18 protein-coding genes are annotated in these 17792 nt (G+C 69.8%); 14 read left to right on the top strand and 4 right to left on the bottom strand.

The window, feature by feature from the left end; translation table 11 throughout:
- Nucleotides 1-168: 168 nt before the first annotated feature.
- The 3 genes from pgi to Q0066_RS12295 form a co-directional block, all read right to left on the bottom strand.
- On the bottom strand, nt 169-1842 hold the full coding sequence (pgi, locus tag Q0066_RS12305) for a glucose-6-phosphate isomerase (RefSeq protein WP_298133295.1): 1674 nt from the start codon (nt 1840-1842) through the stop codon (nt 169-171).
- A gap of 90 nt (nt 1843-1932) precedes the next feature.
- Nucleotides 1933-2859, bottom strand: a complete 927-nt coding sequence (locus tag Q0066_RS12300; protein ID WP_298133293.1) for a hypothetical protein — start codon at nt 2857-2859, stop codon at nt 1933-1935.
- A gap of 144 nt (nt 2860-3003) precedes the next feature.
- Nucleotides 3004-3606: a hypothetical protein gene (locus Q0066_RS12295; protein ID WP_298133291.1), complete on the bottom strand. Its 603-nt coding sequence runs from the start codon at nt 3604-3606 to the stop codon at nt 3004-3006.
- A gap of 46 nt (nt 3607-3652) precedes the next feature.
- On the opposite strand from Q0066_RS12295, the gene Q0066_RS12290 reads away from it, so the two are divergent.
- The 5 genes from Q0066_RS12290 (at nt 3653) to Q0066_RS12270 (ending at nt 7099) form a co-directional block, all read left to right on the top strand.
- Entirely contained in the window at nt 3653-4117 is a 465-nt protein-coding gene (locus tag Q0066_RS12290) for a YbhB/YbcL family Raf kinase inhibitor-like protein (protein WP_298133289.1), read from the top strand.
- Nucleotide 4118: 1 nt separating this feature from the next.
- Nucleotides 4119-4646, top strand: a complete 528-nt coding sequence (locus tag Q0066_RS12285) for a DinB family protein (RefSeq protein WP_298133288.1) — start codon at nt 4119-4121, stop codon at nt 4644-4646.
- A gap of 160 nt (nt 4647-4806) precedes the next feature.
- Complete coding sequence (locus Q0066_RS12280) at nt 4807-5367, top strand: NADPH-dependent FMN reductase (RefSeq protein WP_298133286.1); 561 nt, start codon at nt 4807-4809, stop codon at nt 5365-5367.
- Between the two features lies 1 nt (nt 5368).
- Nucleotides 5369-6256, top strand: a complete 888-nt coding sequence (locus tag Q0066_RS12275; RefSeq protein WP_298133285.1) for a DUF4031 domain-containing protein — start codon at nt 5369-5371, stop codon at nt 6254-6256.
- 150 nt (nt 6257-6406) lie between these two features.
- Nucleotides 6407-7099, top strand: coding sequence for a DUF6498-containing protein (locus tag Q0066_RS12270; RefSeq protein ID WP_298133283.1), 693 nt, complete (start codon nt 6407-6409; stop codon nt 7097-7099).
- Nucleotides 7100-7253: 154 nt separating this feature from the next.
- Here Q0066_RS12270 and Q0066_RS12265 read toward each other — a convergent pair whose 3' ends face one another.
- Nucleotides 7254-7451, bottom strand: coding sequence for a hypothetical protein (locus tag Q0066_RS12265; RefSeq protein ID WP_298133281.1), 198 nt, complete (start codon nt 7449-7451; stop codon nt 7254-7256).
- A 7-nt stretch (nt 7452-7458) separates the two neighbouring features.
- Between Q0066_RS12265 and Q0066_RS12260 the strand changes: the two genes are divergently transcribed.
- The 9 genes from Q0066_RS12260 (at nt 7459) to Q0066_RS12220 (ending at nt 17787) form a co-directional block, all read left to right on the top strand.
- Nucleotides 7459-7962, top strand: a complete 504-nt coding sequence (locus Q0066_RS12260; protein ID WP_298133279.1) for a M15 family metallopeptidase — start codon at nt 7459-7461, stop codon at nt 7960-7962.
- Between the two features lie 364 nt (nt 7963-8326).
- A complete protein-coding gene (locus Q0066_RS12255; RefSeq protein WP_298133277.1) occupies nt 8327-9214 on the top strand; it encodes a hypothetical protein in 888 nt (295 codons plus the stop codon).
- Between the two features lie 278 nt (nt 9215-9492).
- Nucleotides 9493-10482 carry a quinolinate synthase NadA gene (nadA, locus tag Q0066_RS12250; protein ID WP_298133276.1) on the top strand — a complete coding sequence of 330 codons (990 nt, stop codon included), beginning with the start codon at nt 9493-9495 and terminating at the stop codon, nt 10480-10482.
- Entirely contained in the window at nt 10479-12014 is a 1536-nt protein-coding gene (locus Q0066_RS12245; protein ID WP_298133274.1) for an L-aspartate oxidase, read from the top strand. Before nadA ends, Q0066_RS12245 begins: the two co-directional genes overlap by 4 nt.
- Nucleotides 12011-12892: a carboxylating nicotinate-nucleotide diphosphorylase gene (gene nadC / locus Q0066_RS12240; protein WP_298133272.1), complete on the top strand. Its 882-nt coding sequence runs from the start codon at nt 12011-12013 to the stop codon at nt 12890-12892. Before Q0066_RS12245 ends, nadC begins: the two co-directional genes overlap by 4 nt.
- A 45-nt stretch (nt 12893-12937) precedes the next feature.
- On the top strand, nt 12938-13594 hold the full coding sequence (locus Q0066_RS12235) for a hypothetical protein (protein WP_298133270.1): 657 nt from the start codon (nt 12938-12940) through the stop codon (nt 13592-13594).
- Nucleotides 13591-14544: a hypothetical protein gene (locus tag Q0066_RS12230; RefSeq protein ID WP_298133268.1), complete on the top strand. Its 954-nt coding sequence runs from the start codon at nt 13591-13593 to the stop codon at nt 14542-14544. Before Q0066_RS12235 ends, Q0066_RS12230 begins: the two co-directional genes overlap by 4 nt.
- Before the next feature lie 97 nt (nt 14545-14641).
- The gene (locus tag Q0066_RS12225) at nt 14642-16279 is read left to right on the top strand and encodes a glycerol-3-phosphate dehydrogenase/oxidase (protein ID WP_298133266.1); all 1638 of its coding nucleotides are present in this window, start codon (nt 14642-14644) and stop codon (nt 16277-16279) included.
- Nucleotides 16276-17787: an FGGY-family carbohydrate kinase gene (locus Q0066_RS12220; RefSeq protein WP_298133264.1), complete on the top strand. Its 1512-nt coding sequence runs from the start codon at nt 16276-16278 to the stop codon at nt 17785-17787. Before Q0066_RS12225 ends, Q0066_RS12220 begins: the two co-directional genes overlap by 4 nt.
- The last annotated feature ends 5 nt before the right edge of the window (nt 17788-17792 follow it).

Raw genomic sequence — 17792 nt, 5'->3', positions numbered from 1 at the left:
GGACGGGACCTCCGATTTCAGGGCGAAGCCGATTGCCTCGCCACGCCTGGTGCAGTCTAGTGCCTAGGCCGCTGAGACTGTCGCGCTCACGCTCCGGGGTGGCGCGCTCGGGAACCGGACGCCGACGAGCCGCCGCCGGAACATGCGCGGCGGCGGCTCGTCGGGGTCTCAGGAGCGGTGCTGCAGGTAGTAGCTGACCAAGTTCTTGGTCGACGGATCCTGCGCGTCGAGGGCGGCGGTGTCGCCGGCGACGGCGGGCGCGATCTGCAGGGCGAGCTGCTTACCCAGCTCGACACCCCACTGGTCGAAGCTGTCGATACCCCAGATCGAACCCTGCACGAAGGTGATGTGCTCGTACAGCGCGATCAGCTGGCCGACCACCGACGGGGTGAGCGCCGGCGCCATGATGGAGGTGGTGGGCCGGTTGCCCTCGAACACCCGGGCGCTGACGATCGCCTCCGGCGTCCCCTCGGCCCGGACCTCATCGGCGGTCTTGCCGAAGGCCAGCGCCTTGGTCTGGGCGAAGAAGTTGGCCAGGAACAGCTCGTGGACGTCGACGTCGCCGTCCTTCAAGGCATGGGCCGGGTTGGCCACCGTGATGAAGTCTGCCGGGATCAGCTGGGTGCCCTGGTGGATCAGCTGGTAGAAGGCGTGCTGGCCGTTGGTGCCCGGCTCGCCCCAGAAGACCTCACCGGTCTCGGTGGTCACCGGCGACCCGTCGAGCCGGACGCCCTTGCCGTTGGACTCCATGGTCAACTGCTGCAGGTAGGCGGCGAACCGGTGCAGGTACTGCGCGTAGGGCAGCACCGCATGCGACTTGGCCTTGATGAAGTTCACGTACCAGATGTTCAGCAGACCCATCAGCAGCGGGACGTTCTTCGCCGGCTCGGTGGTCACGAAGTGCTGGTCGAGGGCGTGGAAGCCGCCCAGGAAGTCGGCGAAGTTGTCCGGGCCGAGGGTCAGGATCAGCGGCAGGCCGACGGCGGAGTCGACCGAGTAGCGGCCACCCACCCAGTTCCAGAAGCCGAACGCGTTGGCCGGGTCGATGCCGAACGCCTCGACCCGGTCGAGTGCGGTGGAGACCGCGACGAAGTGCTTGGCGACGGCGTCCGCGCGCTGCTCGTCGGAGCCGTCGATGGCGCCGGACTCGGTCAGTGCGTTGAGCAGCCATTCGCGGGCCAGCCGCGCGTTGGTCAGGGTCTCCAGCGTGGTGAAGGTCTTGGACGCGACGATGAACAGCACCGTCTCGGGGTCGACGCCCTTGGTCTTCTCGGCCACGTCGGTGGGGTCGATGTTGGAGACGAAGCGGGCCTCGAGGCCGGGGGTGACGTAGGGCTTGAGCGCCTCGTAGACCATCACCGGGCCGAGATCGGAGCCGCCGATGCCGATGTTGACGATGGTGCTGATCTTCTTGCCGGTGACGCCGACCCACTCGCCCGAGCGGACCCGCTCGGCGAAGGCGTACATCGAGTCGAGCACCTCGTGCACCTGCGCGACGACGTCGACGCCGTCCACCTCGAGCACGTCGCCCTTGGGACGCCGCAGCGCGGTGTGCAGGACGGCGCGGTCCTCGGTCACGTTGATGTGCTCGCCGCTGAACATCGCGTCGCGATGCGCGGCCACGCCGGTCTCATCGGCCAACTGGATCAGAGCGTTCAGGATGTCGTCGTCGATCAGGTTCTTCGACAGGTCGACATAGAGGTCGGCCGCGGTGAAGGAGAACCGGGAGGCACGCTCCGGATCGGCGGCGAAGGCGCCGCGCAGATCGGGGACGAGCCCGTCGTGGAGTTGCTGGAGCCGTGTCCAGGCCTGGGTCGTGGTGGGATCAACGGGTGTCTGCATGGCACGCAGCCTAACCAGGTGATCCGGGCTGGTCACTCCCAGCGGGCGGAATCTCCCGCCCGCTGAACGTGGAGGACGAACGTGGGAAGGTCAGCGATCCTTGACGGCCACGTGGACGTGATCCATGTGGTTGGCGGTCGCACTGCCCCGGTCCGCCATGTGCCGCCAGGTCGGCCGGTACGGCGTCCAGATCTGCTGCCGGTAGATGATGTGGTCGACCCCGAACTCCTTGGCGTGCGCCACCAGGAAGTCGCGGATCGCGTTGCCCTGAGAGGTGTCGGAGTAGGTCATGAAGTCGATCGCCCGGCCGAACTGGTGCACCGACAGGCTGTGCGCCCGCCAGCCACCGACGTTCTTCACGTTCCAGCGGGCCATCACGGCGCGGTAGACCGTCATCGCCTCGGGCTGCAGGCCGAGCACCGAACCCTTGGGCACCTTGCGCTTGGCGGCCGGCGCGTTGGCGTCCGCCACCTGCTTCGGCGACGGCTTGGAGTTGGACAGCGCCGAACTCAGCACCCACGCCTGGCGGTTCTTCACCCGCACCATGCGGTACTTGCCGTTGACCTCGGGGGTGACGACCACCTTGTCGGCCGCGTCCAGGCCGGCCACCTTCGACGCGCCGGACGCCGGGGCGGAGACCGCCGTCACCTTGTCCTTGGCGTACATCGTCCGGGTGGGCTGCAGCGTGGGGCTCTTCACCGCCTTGCTGGCGGCCGCCACGGCGAGGGTGTCCTCGGCGGCGATCTGCGGACGCGACACGTCACGCGAGACGGCGGCCGCATCGCGGCCCGACACGTCGGGCGTGGTCATCGGTGCCGCGATCGGGGCGGCGACGGCCGTCCCTGACATCGCCAGCGCACCGGCGGTCGCCGTGACGGCGAGGCCGAGGAACGCGGCACCGATCCGGTCGGTGGCATTCAGGTGCCAACCACGGCGACTCGGCTTCGAAGCTTCTGGTGCCTCTTCCAGGTGCGACTCGGTGGCAGCGGGGCCCCCGGCCCGTCGCGGCTGGTACATACGGCACAACCTCCTGAGAAATCTAGGACGATTTCTAAAGTTACTCTAAGGATTGGTCTCACCCCAAATCGAGGCGCCCCCACCCGTGCAGACCCGGACGGCGCACCCCGACGACAGCCGCCGCCGGGCAGCCGGGCCCACCGCTCAATCCAAGCGATAACCCTGGCAGCGATGACGCAGCCCCGACAGGTCGGCCTCGGTGATGTCGTCGGCACCGAAGGCGCCCACCGGGCACACCGCCAACGCTCCGGCCTCCAGCCACATCTCGCATTGGAAGCGTTCCAGCTTGCCGGTGGCGATCAGCGGTTCACCGGGGAACATCGCGGTCAGCGTCTGAGCGTACAGGGAACCCAGCGCGTCGCACGGAATCACCTGGACGGCGGCCGGCCGGAGCTCCAGCGCGGTCGCCACCTCCGCGGGCGTCAGGCCACCGAGGACGACCGGGACTCCCTCCGCGGCGTCCACCAACTCGGCGGAGGCGAACGGCGAGAGCAGCAGGTCGGCCGTGCCGCGCCCGGCAGCCAGCCGGACCTGATCGGCGTTGCGCAGGTTGCTCACCCCCAGCCGCACCCGGCGTCCGAAGACCTCGCGCAGTCCGATCAGTTCGGCGCGCCGCTCGAAGGGGACGGTCCAGGCCGACAGCCCTTCCTGGACGAGCACCTCGCCGGCGGCCACCAGGTCGTCGGAGTCGCCGACCGGCAATTCCACGATCATCCGGCTGCCCGCCAGCACCTCCACCCACTCCATGAGGCATCAGGCTAGTGGGCCCGGCCGGCAGCACTAATGTGACGTCATGGAACTGAGCAGCGACGCCATCCCAGCCGGCTCGACCATCGAGCCCACCTACGCCGAACCTTCGTGCGGCGGCCAGAACGTCAGCCCCGACCTGCGCTGGTCGGGGGCACCCGAGGACACCTCGAGCTACGCGCTCACCTGTTACGACCCGGACGCCCCGACCGGCAGCGGCTGGTGGCACTGGATCGCCTTCGACATCCCCGCGGACGTCACCGCGCTGGACGCCGGCGCGGCGCTCCCGGCAGCGGCCCGGGAATGGCAGAACGACTACGGCTACGACGGCTACGGCGGCCCCTGTCCCCCGCCCGGCCCGGCACACCGCTACGTCTTCACCGTGTACGCCCTGGACGTCGCCGAACTCGGCGTCCCCGAGGGCGCCACCAGCGCGGCCTGCCGGTTCAACCTGCTCGCCCACGTGCTGGACAGCGCCTCGTTCACCGCGACCTTCGCCGTGGCAGGTTGAGGTGACCGCCGAGCCGCCCGTTCTTCCCGCCGACTCCAAGGACTGGACCTGGGTGATCGCCCAGGGCTGCCCCGAATGCGGCTGGACGCCGCCGCCGTCGGACGAGATCGCGTCCCGTGTCCGGGCCACCGTTCCGCGCTGGCGGGCGGTGCTGAACCGCGACGACGTGGCCGCCCGGACCCGGCCCGAACGCTGGTCGGCGCTGGAGTACGGCTGCCACGTCCGCGACGTCTGCCGGGTCTTCGCCGGCCGGCTCGACCAGCTGCTGACCGAGGACAACCCCACCTTCGCCGACTGGGATCAGGACGCCGCCGCCAGTGACGGCCGCTACTACGCCGAGGATCCGGCCGAGGTCGCCGAGGACTATGCACGCGGCGCCGAGCAGATCGCCGCGGGTTTCGCCGCCGTCCGTGCCGGTCAGTGGGAACGCAAAGGCACCCGCAGCAACGGATCGCTGTTCACCGTCGCCACGCTGGGTTCCTACTTCCTGCACGACCTGGAGCATCACCTGGCCGACGTCGACGGCTGAGCCCCGGCCACCACTGGTCGAGCTCGACCCCGCCGGTCGAGCTTGCCGAGACCCACCACCGTCAGACCACTCGGTTTCGACAAGCTCAACCAGCGAGCGACGCGGCACTCTCCGAGTCGCTCACGGTACCGTGGTTGAGATTTCAAGGAAGGCTCCGGACGTGCCCAATCCCACCCTGCAGGTCATCGTCGCCAGCACCCGCCCGCGTCGCGTCGGACGCTCGGTCGCCGACTACATCGTCGAGCGGTTCAACGCTCACGGCGGCTTCGAGATCGAGGTGGTCGACCTGGCCGAGGTCAACCTGCCGCTGCTCGACGAGCCGCACCACCCGCGGCTGGGCCGCTACGAACACGAGCACACCAGGGCGTGGAGCGCCACCATCAGCCGCGGCGATGCCTACCTGATCGTGATGCCCGAGTACAACCACTCGTTCAACGCGGCGCTGAAGAACGCCCTCGACTACCTGAATGCCGAATGGCGGGGCAAGCCGGTCGCCGTCGCCAGCTACGGCGGCGTCAGCGGCGGCACCCGGGCGGCGTCGGCGATCACCGAGGTGCTGGTCACCCTCGGCATGATCGTGTCCAACGTGGCGGTGGCGATTCCGATGGTCCAGTCGCACCTCAGCGACGGCCGCTTCGTCGGCTACCCGCAGGTCGACCAGGCCATCGAGGCCACCCACACCGCGCTGCTCACCCTGACCCGCGGACTGACCGGCGCCTGAAGTGGCCATCCTGCTCGATCCGCCCCGGTGGCCGGCCCACGGCACCGAGTTCGGCCACCTGGTGTCCGACTCCTCGCTGGACGAGCTGCACGCCTTCGCACAGGCCGCCGGCATCCCGGCCCGGGCGTTCGACCACGACCACTACGACGTCCCGGTGGCGCGCTATCCGGATCTGATCGACGCCGGTGCGCTGCAGGTGCCGTCCGGTGAACTGCTGCGCCGCCTGGTGGATGCCGGGTTGCGCGTCCGGCCACGCGAGCGGACGCCGAAGCGACCCGTCGCACTCGCCTCAGCCCAGGCGTCCTGGCAGGCACTGCTGCCCAACGCCCCGGCGCTGGCCGACGATCTGCTCGCGCGCTGGTCGGAGCCGCACCGGCGCTACCACGACGTCCGGCACCTGGCGCAATGCCTGGCCGCACTGGATCAGCTGGCCGCCGACACTCCTGTGCCGCGACCGGTGGCCCTGGCCGCCTGGTTCCACGACGCGGTGCACCAGGGCGAACCGCAACGCGACGAGGAGGCCTCGGCAGAACTGGCCGAGGAGTCGCTGATCCCGCTGGTCGGGCCGGCCGAGGCCGCTGAGGTGGGCCGGCTGGTGCGCGTCACGATCGCCCACGACCCCGATCCGGACGACGTCGACGCGGCTCTGCTGGTGGACGCCGACCTGTCCATCCTCGGCCAGCTGCGCGGCCGCTACCACGTCTACCTGCGGGACGTGCGCGAGGAGTACGCCCGCTACGACGACGACCAGTTCCGGCAGGGCCGGCTGGCCGTGGTGCGCGGGCTGCTGGCGCGGCGTCCGCTGTACTCCACCGAGACCGGACGCCGGCTCTGGGCCGCCCGGGCCGAGGTCAACCTCACCGAGGAGCAGGCCCGGCTGACCCGTTGAGGAACACTGACCAACGCGACCACCGTTGGTTGAGCTTGTCGAAACCCGGAGGAAGGGATCTCGACAAGCTCGATCAGCGATGGGTCAGTACGTCCTTGACCTCCGGCTGGCCTGGGCTCGGCCTGACCCACCGCGCTCTACCGTTTCCGCATGACCTCCCGCTACCGACTTCTCGACATCGGCTGGGTGCTGGCGACCAATCTGTTCGTGCTGGCCGGCGTCATCGTCTGGGACTGGCCGGCGGGCAACGTCTTTCTGGTGTTCTGGATCGAGAACGCGGTCCTCGGGGTGACCACCGCGGTGCGGATCGCCACCGCCGAAGGCGCCGTGGACGGACAACCCCGGCCCGATTCGATACTCAGGTTCCCCGCCTGGGGCCGGGTCGGCTTCTTCCTCGTCCACTACGGGATCTTCTCGTTCGTCCATCTCGTCTTCGTGACCATCCTGGCGATCGGGGCAGGGGTCGAGTGGAGCTTCTGGGCGCTCGGCATGCCGGCGCTGCTGATCGCGCTGCGCTACGTCGTCGATCTGGTCCGGGACTGGTTCCTGGGCGGACGGCGCCGCCAGGTGAACGCCGAGCAAGCATTCTGGTCGCCCTATCCGCGGCTGATCGTGCTGCACGTCGCCACCCTGCTGGGCTTTTTCATCGCCTTCCCGTTCGGCGGCGGCCTGCCCCGGGCGCCGTGGTCGGCGGCCGTCGACGGGGTGCGAGCCTGGTTGGCGTCCTTCGGATACTCGCTCAGCACCGGTACGTTGCTGGTCGCGCTCCTGATGATTCTCAAGACGGTGGCCGATCTGGCCATGATCCGCGGCTGGACCGGACGGCTACGCACCACCGACTGAGCCGCCGGGCCGGGTCAGAACGAACGAACACCCCCGCCGGCTGCGGAACCGCGGACTATCGTGACGCCGTGCTTCCGCCCGTCACCCATCGACGACGCCTCCGCGTCTGCCTCGCCGCGCTCGCAGCCGCCGCACTCACCGGCTGCGCGGTCGCTCAGCCGGCCGTCAGCAGCGGCCCGACCCCCGCGTCGTCGACGGCCCCGACCAGCCCGGCCACCCCGTCCGGCACGCCCTCGCACAGCGCGACCACCTCCACCACGCCGTCCGTGTCGCCGACCCGGACCGCGACCACAGCTCCGACCGACACCCGGAAGGCGGCGCAACGCTCGCGGGCATTCACGGTCGACGGCATTCCGGTGGTGTCCAAGAAGCACCCGATCAACGCCGGCTACCGGCGCAGCAGTGTGACCTCGCCCTACGGATTGACCCGCGAAACCCAGCAGGCCCTCGCCCGGATGGTCGCCGCGGCGCGCGCCCAGGGCGTCCGGATCGTCGTGCGCAGCGGCTATCGCAGCTACTCCTTGCAGGCGCAGATCCTGGCCAGCAAGATCCGCGAGTACGGCAGCGAGTCGCTGGCCCGCCGTTACAACGCGGCACCCGGACGCAGCGAGCATCAGACCGGGCTGGCCGTCGACCTGTGGGACGGGGTGACCTGGGGCGTCGGCGTCCGGAACACCAAGACCGGCAAATGGCTGTGGGCGAACGCCTGGCGCTACGGCTTCATCCTGCGCTACCCCAACGGCAAGGAGAAGATCACCGGCTACGCGTTCGAGCCCTGGCACTACCGCTACATCGGTGCCCGTGCGAAGGACTTCGGGGCGAACAGCAATCAGACCCTGGAGGAGTACCTGGGGCTCGCCTGAACGTTGGCGAGCCCGGGAAGGACAGGGGGTGCATCGCTGCGGGACGCGGCCGGCCTGCCACCCTGCTGCCGGCTCTTCGTGGAGTCACTTCCCAGGCTCATTGGATGCGACTGTAGACGCGGCGCAGGGGGTAACCAAGGAAAACTCCGGAGACCTTGGGGAACTCACAGGATCGACCTAGGCGGGGCACAGATCCGCCCGGAAAGCGGTCACCCCCAGGGGTGACTTTCCCGGTGCAATCCCTAGTCAAGTTACGGTTCGTGGCATTGTCGACGGGGCCGTCGCAGCTGGCTGTCACCGCGCTCCCGCCCGATGTCGGGCCAGCCCGGTATCCTTCTCGGACCCCGTCCGACCAGGAGTGCCGATGACCAGCGAGCCGATCACGGCCGAGGTGCTGGCCGTGATCGTGGCGCTCGTCGACGGCGAGCCGTGCGTGCTGACACTGCCCGACGCGCCACGACTGCCGGCCGGTCCGGTGCTACCCGGCCACCGCTCGCTGCAGACCGCCGTCCGGGCCTGGGTCGAGGAGCAGACCGGGCTGAGGATCGGCTACCTCGAGCAGCTCTACACCTTCGCCGACCGCGACCGCGAGGGCGGCGGACGGCGCACCATCTCGGTGTCCTACTTGGGCCTGGTCCGCGGGTTGCGAGCCCGCTCCGGGCAGTGGCGACGCTGGTACGGGCTGTTCCCCTGGGAGGATCGGCGCACCGACGACGCCCTGCTCCACGAGGTCGTCGCGCCCGCCCTGCGCGACTGGGCCAAGACCGGCGATCGCGCCCGCAAGCAGCGTTGCGCCATCACCTTCGGCCTCGACGGACGCCCCTGGCACCCCGATCTCGCCCTGCAGCGCTACGAGGTGCTGTACGAGGCCGGGCTGGTGGCCGAGTCACCGGCCCAGTGGCGCCGCGACGATCTGGTTCCCGGTGAGCGGCTGGACGGCGACCACCGCCGGATCGTCGCCACCGGCGTCGCCCGGCTGCGGGCCACCATCCAGTACCGCCCGGTGGTCTTCGAACTGATGCCGTCGCAGTTCACCCTGGGCCAGTTGCAGGCCTGCGTCGAGGCACTGGCCGGCCGGGTGGTGCACACCCAGAACTTCCGCCGGCTGGTGGAGCAGCAGCAGCTGGTCGAGGAGACCGGCGGCCGCGCCGGCACCGGCGGACGTCCGGCCCGGCTCTACCGCTTCCGCCGCGAGGTGCTGCAGGAGCGCCAAGCCGCCGGCACCAAGCTCCCCGCCCCCCGCTCCCGCTGAGCGGGAGCTGCGGCGGCTCGCATCTCGGCGAGGTTCCGGCTCCGTCATCCCGGCGAACGCCGGGATCCCCGGACGGCGCATCCGAGCGGACCGAGATCCCGGGTCGGAGCCCGGGATGACGGACCCGGGGTGGCGCGGCCCGGAGCCAGGGATGACGCGGGTCGGAACCCGGGACGGCGCGGCCCGGAGCCCGGGACGACGATCGTGTCGGCACCCCGAATTGCACCCCCTTTTGCTCAGATGTAGCATAAGCGGGCAGCCGATGAGGAGGAGCCTCGATGAGCACCACCACCCTGATCACCGCCGACCAACTGTTCCGCAAGGTCGACCATGTTGTTCCCGCCGTCGAGTGGGCCACCATGGCCGACGACGTGGACGCGATCCTGCGCCTCAAGCGCGAGCGCAACGCGGTGATCCTGGCCCACAACTACATGCGTCCGGAGATCTTCCACGGGGTCTCCGACATCGTCGGCGACTCGCTCGCGCTGGCCCGCGAGGCCACCGAGGTCGAGGCCGACGTGATCGTGCTGGCCGGCGTCCATTTCATGGCCGAGACGGCCAAGCTGCTCAACCCGTCCAAGACGGTGCTGATCCCCGATCTGCGCTCGGGCTGCTCGCTGGCCGAGTCGATCACCGCCGAAGACGTCCGCGAACTGCGTCGGCAGCACCCCGGCGTCCCGGTGGTCACCTACGTGAACACCTCGGCCGCGGTGAAGGCCGAGAGCGACATCTGCTGCACCTCGGGCAACGCGGTGCGGGTGATCGAGAGCCTGGGCGTGCCCGAGGTGATCATGATCCCCGACCAGTTCCTGGCCGCGAACGTGGCCCGGCAGACCGGGGTGAAGGTGATCACCCACCCGGGCGCCTGCGAGGTCCACGAGCGGTTCACCCCGGCCGACATCCGGCAGATCCGCGCCGACTACGACGGCGACGTGACCGTGCTGGCGCACCCGGAGTGCCCGCCCGAGGTGGTCGACGAGGCCGACTACGCCGGTTCGACCGCGCAGATGATCGGCTTCGTGGCGGATCGGCGTCCGAAGCGGGTGGCGCTGATCACCGAATGCTCGATGAGCGACAACGTCGCGCAGGAGTACCCCGAGGTCGAGTTCGTCCGGCCGTGCAATATGTGCCCGCACATGAAGCGGAACACGATGGCCTCGATCCGGCACGCGCTGGAGACGATGACCCACGAGGTCACCATCGACGCCGCCGTCGCCGACCGGGCGCGTGCGGCGGTGGAGCGGATGCTGGCGGTGGGGGCGAAGTGAGCCGCCGTGAGGTCGTCGTCGACGGCCCGGTGATCGTCGGCGCCGGCCTGGCCGGGCTGACTTGCGCCATCGAACTGGCCCCGGCCCGCTGCGTCGTGTTGTCGGCAGGCGCGCTCAGCACCGGCACCTCGACCGGCTGGGCACAGGGCGGTGTGGCCGCCGCGGTCGGCCCGGACGACTCCCCCGCCGACCATGCCGCCGACACGCTGGCCGCCGGCGCCGGACTGTGCGACGAGGCGGTGGTGGCTTCGATCACCGCCGCGGCACCGGAGGCCATCGAGTGGCTGACCAGCCAGGGCACGCGCTGGGACCGCAACCCCGACGGGACGCTCCGGCTGGGCCTGGAGGGCGCCCACGGACGTCGCCGCATCGTCCACGCCGGAGGTGACGGCACCGGCGCCGAACTGCTGCGCACCGTGGTGGACGCCGCCCTCCGGCTGGATTCGGTGACCCTGTGGGAGCACACGCCGGCCCGCCGGATCGTGGTCGAGGGCGGCCGGGTCACCGGCGTCGAGGCGGACACCCCCGACGGCCCGGTGGTGCTGCGCACACCGGCGGTGGTGCTGGCCACCGGCGGTATCGGCGGGCTGTTCAGCCACACCACCAACCCGCTGAGCTCGCGCGGGCAAGGGCTGGCGCTGGCCTTCCGGGCCGGTGCCGCGCTGCGCGACGTCGAGATGGTGCAGTTCCATCCGACCGCCCTGGACGTCGCGATCGACCCGATGCCGCTGGTCAGCGAGGCGGTCCGCGGCGAGGGTGCGATCATCGTCAACGAACGCGGCGAATGGGTGCTGGCCGATCCGCTGTCGGCCCGCGACGTGGTGTCGCGCGCCGAATGGGCGCAGTTGCAGGCCGGGCACCGGGTCTTCCTGGACGCCCGCACGACGCCGGGACCCCGCTTCGCCGAGTTGTTCCCCTCCATCCACGCCACCGCCGTGACCGCCGGTCTCGACCCGACCCGGGACCTGCTGCCGATCCGTCCCGCCGCGCACTACCACATGGGCGGCGTCCTGGTGGACGCCGACGGCCAGAGCACCGTGCCCGGCCTGTTCGCGGCCGGCGAGGTGGCCTCGACCGGGCTGCACGGGGCGAACCGGCTGGCGTCCAATTCGCTGCTCGAAGCGGTGGTCTGCGGACGCCGCGTCGCCCGGCGACTGCGCGACGCGAGCGGCCAGTCCCCCACCGGCCTTCCGCCGGCCGAGCTTGTCGAAAACCCGGTCGCGGCGATCACCAACGCTGAATACGGCGCACGTCTCGACGCGCCCGATCGACGACAACTCCACCAGCAGGTGCGTCGTATCGTCACCGCCGGTGCCGGCGTGCTGCGCGACGAGGCCGGGCTGCGCCGCGCGCTGCGTGACCTGCAGCCGCACCTGGACGACGACACCGGCCTGGTCGGCTACCTGGTGGCACACGCCGCGCTGCGGCGCACCGAGTCGCGCGGCGCCCACACCCGCACCGACTTCCCGCAGGTCGCCGAGCCCCGGCACACCCTGATCACCCTCGACGACGTGGAAGGCATCGCCGCATGAGGAACCTGCCCCGACTGCTGATCGAGCCGATCGTCCGCGCGGCCCTGGCCGAAGACCTGGGCCGGGCCGGCGACCTGACCACCGACAGCATCATCGGCCCGGACGCCACCGCCACCGTGCAGCTGGTCGCCCGTGACCGCGGCGTGCTCGCCGGGCTGCCACTGGCCCAGCTCGCCTGGGAGTTGGTCGACCCCCGGATCGAGTGTGACGTGCACCTGGCCGACGGGTCGCGGCTGCAGCCCGGCAGCGTCATCGCCACCGTGCACGGTCCGGCCCGCGGCCTGCTGACCGGTGAGCGGGTGGCGCTGAACTTCCTCGGGCACCTGTCTGGCGTGGCCACCGGCACCGCCACCATCGCCGACGCCATCGCACACACCCGGACGACCGTGGCCGACACCCGCAAGACGATCCCGGGACTGCGTGCCCTGCAGAAGTACGCCGTGGTCTGTGGCGGCGGGTCGAACCACCGCTTCGGGCTCGACGACGCGGTACTGATCAAGGACAACCACATCGCGGTCGCCGGTGGCGTCCGGGCCGCGGTCGAAGCGGCCCGGGCACACGTCGGCCACCTGGTGAAGATCGAGGTCGAGGTCGACTCGCTGGAGATGCTGGCCGAACTGCTCGAGGTCGGCGCCGACGTCGTGCTGCTCGACAACATGACCCCGGACGTGTTGCGCGAGGCGGTGACCATGGTCGACGGCCGGATGGTGACGGAAGCCTCGGGCCGGATCACCCCCGACATCGCGGTGCCGATCGCCGAGGCCGGGGTCGATCTGATCAGCGTCGGCTGGCTGACCCACAGCGCCCGCGTCCTCGACATCGGACTCGATCACCTGGCTGATGTGGATCGGCCCCGGCCGGAGGCGTTCGCGCACTAGTCTGCTCGCCAGGGGCGACCCCGCCCAGGCACGAGGAGCGCGCGGATGGACCAGTTCTGGCGATACCTGTCCGGTGTGTTCGAACTGATCGGACGGGCCTACCGGCTCGATCCGGCCGCACTGACCTGGGTGAAGGAGAGCCCTTTCGCCATTTGGGTCGCCGTCGGCGTCGCGCTGCTGGCCGCCCTCTCGGTGATGATCGGGCACGCCGTCGTCCTGTTGGTCAACCGGATCTCCGGCTGGTGGTTCGCCGCCGGGTTGCTGCTGAGCGCGTTCTGGCTGGTCGTGCTGCATGCTGTCGAATCGGTGGTGCTGTGGGCGCTCGGCTCGCTGATCAGCGGCCAGCAGATCTCCTACCCCGTCGTGCTCGCGGGCGTTCTGGTCGCCACCGCGCCGCAGGTCTGGGGGTTCCTGGTGCTCATCCCCTACATGGGCACCGCGATCAACCGGCTACTGTCCGCATGGAGCGCCATCGTGCTCTGGGCGGTCACCGCCGGCACCTTCGGAGTCGGACGCTGGACGGCATTGGCGATGGTGGCGGCGTCCTGGCTGGTCATGCAGGTGCTGTCGACCGTGTGCGCACCGTGGATCTCACGCGCGCTCGCCCTTTGGTTCTACCGGATGACCGGCCGGCCGATCCGGGTCTCCGGCTCCGACGTGCTGAACGGACGCCCGATGATCGCTTCGGAGGTGTCGGCATGATCATCGGCGACGTCCTCGTCCTGATTCTCGCGCTCATGGTGGCGGCGATGGTGCTGGCACCCCTGGAGTCGCTGCACTGGTGGGCAACCAGAGAGGTGGAGGAACCCGAGACCGACCGCGAACTGACCGCGGCCATCCACACCGCGGCCGAACCCGAGGTCGACGACGAACAACCTCGCAAGTTCCTGGTCTACCTGTCCGGCATCGGAGCGATCGCGGCCAAGGACGTCCCCGAGGAGGAGGTTCCGTTCGTCGAGGATCTGCGCAACCGGCTGCCCGGCTACACCCTCATCGACGACGTCTTCCCTTATGCGGTGGACAACCGCGGCCTCACTGCCGAGCGGTTGCTGGGACGGCTGTGGCGCTGGCTCGATCAGGTGCGGATGAAGAACCCGAACGCCGCGCTGGCGGTGCTGATCAACATTCGCAACCTGCTGCAGCTCTTCGTCTGCGCCGACCGGCGCTACGGACCCACCTACAACATGGGCACCGCCGGCGAGATCCACCGCTCTCTGGTGCGGCACGGCCACCGGCCCGGACGGGCGGACGAGGTGGTGCTGCTGGGCTGGAGCGGCGGTGGCCAGATCGCGCTGGGCGCCACCTGGTACCTGCACGCCATGGGGCTGCGCACCTCGCTGCTGTCACTGGGCGGCATGCTCTCCGATGACATCGCGCTGGCCCGGATCGAACACGTCTGGCACCTGTACGGCACCAAGGACTTCCTGCAGGCCTCGGGCAAGCTGTTGTTCGCCGGACGCTGGCCGATCGCGAAGGCGTCCCCGTGGAACGAGGCGCTGCGCGACGGCAAGATCACCATGATCGAACTCGGCCCGTACAACCACAACATCAAGGAGCACTACTTCGACTACGAGTCGAAGCTGCCCGACGGGCGTAGCTATGCCGGCAAGGTGGTCGACACCATGGCCGACATCCTCGAGCGACGAGACTGACTCCCGCTGCCGTCCACAGCGAGCACTACGGTTGTTGCCATAGCTTCGCCCCGCACCTAGGGTTCGGGGCACCCTGAACACCTGCAAGGAGGCAGCTGTGAGTCAGAGTCCCACGCAACGCCGTGCGGAACGCATCGAACAGACCCGAGCCGGTTTCGACGTGGTCATCGTCGGTGGCGGCGTCAACGGTGCCGGCATCGCCTGGGAGGCCGCCCTGCGCGGCCTGCGGGTGCTGGTGCTCGAGAAGGGCGACATCGGTTCGGGTACGTCGTCGTGGTCGAGCAAGATGATCCACGGCGGCCTGAAATACCTGGAGAAGTACGACGTCCCGCTGGTCCGCGAGTCGCTGCGCGAGCGGGAATGGTTGCTGCAGGCGGCGCCGCACCTGGTCAAGGAACTGCGCTTCATCATCCCCTTCTACAAGGAGAATGCGCACTCGCCGGCGATCCTCGGCCTGGGCATGGTCGCCTACGAGGCGCTGAGCTTCGACAAGTCGCTGCAGCGGTTCTCGATGTTCAGCCGCGACAAGCTGTTGCAGCGCGAGCCCGGGCTCAATCCCGAGGGGCTGACCGGCGGCGCGATCTACTCCGACGCCCAGGTGAACTACGCCGAGCGGCTCAGCTGGGAGATCACCGAGGCCGCCATGCGGGCCGGCGCGCAGGTGCTCACCCACTGCCGGGTCACCAAGCTCAACGTCAGCAACGGCAAGGTCGTCTCGGTCGATTTCCACGACGAGATCGGCGGCGGCGACCACACCGTGCCCGCGTCCGCCGTGGTGAACGCGGCCGGTCCGTGGATCGACGACGTCTGGAGCAACGCCGAGGAGCTGAGGCTGCCCCGGATGAACGGCGGCACCAAGGGCACCCACCTGGTGGTCGACCCGTTCCCCGGGGCTCCGAGGGACGCCTTCTACTACGAGTCCGAGGACGCCCGTCCGATGATGGTCATCCCGTGGATGGGCCGCTATCTGCTGGGCAGCACCGACATCAGGTTCGAGGACGACCTCGACATGGCCTCCGCAACCCCGGACGAGTACGAATACATCCTGCACGAGACCAACAAGGTGCTGCCGGGCGCGAATCTGACCGTCGACGACGTGCATTACTCCTATACCGGGGTGCGTCCGCTGCCCTACGTGGACGCCAACAACGTGGCCGACATCACCCGTCGGCACGACATCCGGCAACTGCCCGGCTCGGACGGCCTGTACACCCTGGTCGGCGGCAAGCTGACCACCTTCCGCCAGGTCGGCGAGGACTTCGGCGACCTGCTGATGAAGCGGTTCGGGCTGAAGCGGAAGAGCGTCACGCACAAGCTGCCGCTGCCCGGCGGCGGCCAGCCGGACGCCGCGAAGATCCGCGCCAGGATCGCCGACTCGGGTCTGCCGAACGTCACCGTCGACCGGTTCGTCGGCCAGTACGGCAGCATCGCTCCGGACGTGGTGGCCTTCGTCACCAGCTCGGACGAACGCCGTGAGGTGATCGACGAGGAGTTCGGCCTGACGGTGGGCGAGGTCGAGTGGGCGATCACCCACGAAGAGGCCCACCGGCTCGCCGACGTGATCGCCCGGCGCACCATGATCGGGCTGGAGAACGATTTGGGACAGCGGGTGGTCGAACCGGTCGCCGCGATCTGCGCCCGCGTCCTGGAGTGGTCCGATGACCGCCGGGACGCCGAGATCGCCGCCTACCACCACTACCTCACCCGTTTCATCCCGCAGAAGGAGACAGCATGAGCGGACAGGGCCTGATCGTCGGGGTTGACCTCGGCCTCACCGGTATGAAGGTCGTCGCGTTCGACGACACAGGAAAGCCCCGCTTCCAGGCGCGCGAGGCGTCCATCCAGGACATGCCGAAGCCGTACTGGGTCGAGCGCGACGGCCGCGACTTCTGGGAACTCTTCAGCAGGATGCTGCGCAACCTGGTCGAGCAGGTGGACGCCGCCGGCGAGAGCCTCGCGGTGATCGGCATCGGCTGCCACGGCGACGGCGCCTGGCTGATCGACGACAACGGCGACCAGGTGCGCCCCGGCATCCTGTCGCTCGACTCGCGCGCCATCCAGACCGCCGCCCGGCTCAACGAATCGGTCGGCGACGACCTGCTCCGGGTCACCGGTCAGCGGGTCGGCCCGGCCTCTCCGGGCGTGGTGCTGGCCTGGCTGAAGGAGAACGAGCCCGAGTCGCTGGAGAAGGCTCGCTGGTTCCTCTCGGCGAAGGACTTCCTGCGCGGCATGCTGACCGGCTCGTTCGGCACCGACTTGACCGAGGCGAGCACCGCCTTCACCGACGTGCACACCCAGCAGTACTCCTCGGAGGCGTTCTCGCTGTACGGCCTGGAGGAACTGGAGCAGAAGGCACCGCCGATCTCGGCACCCGGTGACATCGTCGGCGGGGTGTCCCGGTTGGCGCACCTGGCGACCGGTCTGCCCGAGGGCCTGCCGGTGATCGCCGGCATGCACGACGTGGACGCCGGCGCGATCGGCGCGGGCGCGGTGAAGTCCGGGCAGCTGGCCGTGATGGCGGGCACCTGGAGCATCAACGAGGTCATCTCGGACCGCCCGGTGACCGGCGACAGCTGGTTCTGCCGCGCGTTCGTCGAGCACGACACCTGGATGAACATGTCCATCTCGCCGGCCAGTTCGGCGAACCTGGAGTGGTTCGTCACCACGCTGTGCGCCGCCGAGATGGACGCCGCCCGCCGGGCCGGGCTGAACCCGTACGGCTTCATCGACCGCGAGGTCGGCGAGGTCGGCCTGGACGACCCGGTCACCTTCCTGCCCTTCCTCTACGGCAACCCGATGGGTATCGACGCCTCGGCTTCGGTGTCGGGGCTGCGGGCCTGGCACAAGCGCGGACACCTGCTGCGCGGCATCTACGAGGGCATCGCCTTCAACCACCGGATCCACTGCGATCCGCTGGTCGAGGCGTTCTCGGTGGAGGACATCCGGGTCGTCGGCGGCGTCACCCAATCGGACATCTGGCCGCAGCTGTTCGCCGACACCATGGGCAAGCCGATCCAGATCCCGGTCGGCGGCGAGGGCGGCGCCCTCGGCGTGGCCATGGTCGCCGCCGTCGGCATCGGCCGGTTCGCCACCCTGACCGAGGCGTCCGAGGCGATGGGCACCACGACCACCACGGTCGAACCCACCGCGGACGGCACCAAGCTGATGCAGGAGCGCTTCGAGCGCTTCATGGCCCTGGTCGACACCCAGAAGCCCTGGTGGGCCGCCCAAGCAGCCAAGTGAGCTGA

Source organism: Micropruina sp. (assembly GCF_027492755.1).
Classification (GTDB): domain Bacteria; phylum Actinomycetota; class Actinomycetes; order Propionibacteriales; family Propionibacteriaceae; genus Micropruina.
Note: the sequence above shows the minus strand (reverse complement) of the source record. Positions and strands in the feature narration are given on the sequence as shown.

Excerpts from the sequence above, each read along its gene's own strand:
- Q0066_RS12300 (WP_298133293.1), bottom strand. The coding sequence starts at position 2,859 with ATGTACCAGCCGCGACGGGCCGGGGGCCCCGCTGCCACCGAGTCGCAC.
- Q0066_RS12295 (WP_298133291.1), bottom strand. The coding sequence starts at position 3,606 with ATGGAGTGGGTGGAGGTGCTGGCGGGCAGCCGGATGATCGTGGAATTG.
- nadC (WP_298133272.1), top strand. The coding sequence starts at position 12,011 with ATGAGGAACCTGCCCCGACTGCTGATCGAGCCGATCGTCCGCGCGGCC.
- Q0066_RS12270 (WP_298133283.1), top strand. The coding sequence starts at position 6,407 with ATGACCTCCCGCTACCGACTTCTCGACATCGGCTGGGTGCTGGCGACC.
- Q0066_RS12235 (WP_298133270.1), top strand. The coding sequence starts at position 12,938 with ATGGACCAGTTCTGGCGATACCTGTCCGGTGTGTTCGAACTGATCGGA.
- Q0066_RS12265 (WP_298133281.1), bottom strand. The coding sequence starts at position 7,451 with ATGCCGTCGACCGTGAATGCCCGCGAGCGTTGCGCCGCCTTCCGGGTG.
- Q0066_RS12230 (WP_298133268.1), top strand. The coding sequence starts at position 13,591 with ATGATCATCGGCGACGTCCTCGTCCTGATTCTCGCGCTCATGGTGGCG.
- Q0066_RS12290 (WP_298133289.1), top strand. The coding sequence starts at position 3,653 with ATGGAACTGAGCAGCGACGCCATCCCAGCCGGCTCGACCATCGAGCCC.
- nadA (WP_298133276.1), top strand. The coding sequence starts at position 9,493 with ATGAGCACCACCACCCTGATCACCGCCGACCAACTGTTCCGCAAGGTC.
- pgi (WP_298133295.1), bottom strand. The coding sequence starts at position 1,842 with ATGCAGACACCCGTTGATCCCACCACGACCCAGGCCTGGACACGGCTC.
- Q0066_RS12255 (WP_298133277.1), top strand. The coding sequence starts at position 8,327 with ATGACCAGCGAGCCGATCACGGCCGAGGTGCTGGCCGTGATCGTGGCG.
- Q0066_RS12220 (WP_298133264.1), top strand. The coding sequence starts at position 16,276 with ATGAGCGGACAGGGCCTGATCGTCGGGGTTGACCTCGGCCTCACCGGT.